Below are 3160 nucleotides of genomic sequence, written 5' to 3' on the forward strand. Positions count from 1 at the left end.
TTGTTCTTTTGACATTTGAAGATGGAATGGTTGGTTAGTTGATTGGATAAGTGTGTGTGATTTGCGCTGGCCTGGTCTTTGGGTTTTTGCATGTGGGGCGCGGTTTGGTCCTGCGTGCGGGCTGAGGATTTGGGTTGGTGGAGAGAGAGAAGGGCGTTCGGTGGATGCCTTGGCGCCAAGAGGCGATGAAGGACGTGGCACGCTGCGAAAAGCTGCGGGGAGATGCGAGCGATCGTTGATCCGCAGATATCCGAATGGGGAAACCCCTCCTTTATGGAGATCACCATCTGAATACATAGGGTGGTGAGGCGAACCTGGGGAACTGAAACATCTCAGTACCTGGAGGAAAAGACATCAACGGAGATTCCGCGAGTAGTGGCGAGCGAAAGCGGAGCAGGCCAGTGGTCTGCATGTGTCAAGCCGAGCAGTCTGGAAAGGCTGGCCAGAGTGGGTGATAGCCCCGTAGGCGTATGGCACATGTGGATCCTTGAGTAGGGCGGGGCACGTGAAACCCTGTCTGAACATGGGGGGACCACCCTCCAAGCCTAAATACTCCTTGGCGACCGATAGTGCACAAGTACCGTGAGGGAAAGGTGAAAAGCACCCCGATGAGGGGAGTGAAAGAGACCTGAAACCGAGCGCCTACAAGCAGTCGGAGCCCGCAAGGGTGACGGCGTACCTTTTGTATAATGGGTCCGCGAGTTTCTGTTGGCAGCGAGCTTAAGCCGTGAGGTGGAGGCGGAGCGAAAGCGAGTCCGAACAGGGCGTCCAGTTGCCGGTAGAAGACCCGAAACCGAGTGATCTAGCCATGGCCAGGCTGAAGGTGCGGTAACACGCACTGGAGGGCCGAACCCACGCCTGTTGAAAAAGTCGGGGATGAGCTGTGGCTAGGGGTGAAAGGCCAATCAAACTCGGAAATAGCTGGTTCTCCGCGAAATCTATTGAGGTAGATCGTCGCTCGATTACCGCCGGAGGTAGAGCACCGGAAGGGCTAGGGGGGCCCAAAGCCCTACCAAACCCTACCGAACTCCGAATGCCGGCGAGTACAGGGCGGCAGACAGACAGTGGGTGCTAAGGTCCATTGTCGAGAGGGAAACAGCCCAGACCACCAGCTAAGGCCCCCAAATGATGGCTAAGTGGGAAAGCATGTAGGACGGCCATAACAACCAGGAGGTTGGCTTAGAAGCAGCCATCCTTTAAAGAAAGCGTAATAGCTCACTGGTCTAATAGCTGTCCCGCGGCGAAAATGTAACGGGGCTCAAGCCATCTGCCGAAGCTGTGGATGCTCGAAAGAGCGTGGTAGCGGAGCGTTCCCTAAGCCTGTGAAGCGGTACCTGCGAGGGGCCGTGGAGGTATGGGAAGTGCGAATGCGGACATGAGTAGCGACAAGGAGAGTGAGAAACTCTCCCGCCGAAAGTCCAAGGGTTCCTGCGCAAGGCTAATCCGCGCAGGGTGAGCCGGCCCCTAAGGCGAGGGCGACAGCCGTAGCCGATGGAAACAGGGTGAACATTCCCTGGCCCGCCAGATGTGACAGCCGTGAAGTTCTGTATGCCCTTACTGGATTGGGTGTGCAGCTGGATCGGCTCGGGAAATAGCACTGGCATTATGGACCGTACCCTAAACCGACACAGGTGGACTGGTAGAGCATACCAAGGCGCTTGAGAGAACCATGCTGAAGGAACTAGGCAAATTGCTCGCGTAACTTCGGGATAAGCGAGACCCACATTTGGGCAACCAGGTGTGGGTGACACAAACCAGGGGGTGGCGACTGTTTAGTAAAAACACAGGGCTCTGCGAAATCGAGAGATGACGTATAGGGTCTGACGCCTGCCCGGTGCCGGAAGGTCAAGGGGAGATGTGCAAGCATCGAACCGAAGCCCCGGTAAACGGCGGCCGTAACTATAACGGTCCTAAGGTAGCGAAATTCCTTGTCGGGTAAGTTCCGACCTGCACGAATGGCGTAACGACCTCCCCACTGTCTCCAGCATGGGCTCAGCGAAATTGAATTCCCCGTGAAGATGCGGGGTACCCGCGGTCAGACGGAAAGACCCTATGAACCTTTACTGCAACTTCGCAGTGGCGCCAGGAAGGGACTGTGTAGGATAGGTGGGAGGCTTTGAAGCCGGGGCGCTAGCCTTGGTGGAGCCAACCTTGAAATACCACCCTGTGCCTTTCTGGCGTCTAACTGAGCCCGGTTATCCCGGGCCAGGACCCTGCGTGGTGGGCAGTTTGACTGGGGCGGTCGCCTCCCAAATGGTAACGGAGGCGCGCGATGGTGGGCTCAAGCCGGTCGGACATCGGCTGTTGAGTGCAAAGGCACAAGCCCGCCTGACTGTGAGCGCGACAGCGCGAACAGAGACGAAAGTCGGCCTTAGTGATCCGGTGGTCCCGCGTGGAAGGGCCATCGCTCAACGGATAAAAGGTACTCTAGGGATAACAGGCTGATCTCCCCCAAGAGTCCACATCGACGGGGAGGTTTGGCACCTCGATGTCGGCTCATCGCATCCCGGGGCTGGAGCAGGTCCCAAGGGTTCGGCTGTTCGCCGATTAAAGCGGTACGTGAGCTGGGTTTAGAACGTCGTGAGACAGTTCGGTCCCTATCTGCCGTGGGTGTAGGAGACTTGCGAGGATCTGTCCCTAGTACGAGAGGACCGGGATGGACGTACCTCTGGTGTACCAGTTGTTCCGCCAGGAGCATCGCTGGGTAGCTAAGTGCGGACGGGATAACTGCTGAAGGCATCTAAGCAGGAAACCCCCCTCCAAACGAGGTCTCCCTCGAGGGCCGTGATAGACCATCACGTCGATAGGCCGCAGGTGGAAGTGCAGCAATGCATGCAGCCGAGCGGTCCTAATCGCCCGATAGATCTCCACCACACCAACACCACAGCAGCCGGTCACCCCTCAAAAGGCGACCAGCACCGCACGCAGCACCAAGCCGCGCACACCACACACCCCCACCCAACACACCAAACCAACCATTCCATCATCCCATCCAGGATCCTGTTCGGTGGCCCGGTGGTCATCGCGGGGATGATACACCCGATCCCATCCCGAACTCGGACGTGAAACACCCCAGCGCCCATGGTACTGCAGCTCAAGCTGCGGGAGAGTCGGTCGCCGCCGGGCCACCCAACAGGATCCCAGGATACTAACCATACCA

At 57.8% G+C, this 3160-nt stretch carries 2 rRNA genes; both read left to right on the forward strand.

The features are described 5' to 3' along the window. The first annotated feature begins 137 nt into the window (after positions 1-137). Positions 138-2873, forward strand: a 23S ribosomal RNA gene (locus JMJ56_RS32570). A 138-nt stretch (positions 2874-3011) separates the two neighbouring features. Further along, a 5S ribosomal RNA gene (rrf, locus tag JMJ56_RS32575) occupies positions 3012-3126 on the forward strand. Positions 3127-3160 lie beyond the last annotated feature (34 nt).

Origin of the sequence: Belnapia arida (assembly GCF_016773205.1) — a bacterium.
Classification (GTDB): Bacteria; Pseudomonadota; Alphaproteobacteria; order Acetobacterales; family Acetobacteraceae; genus Belnapia; species Belnapia arida.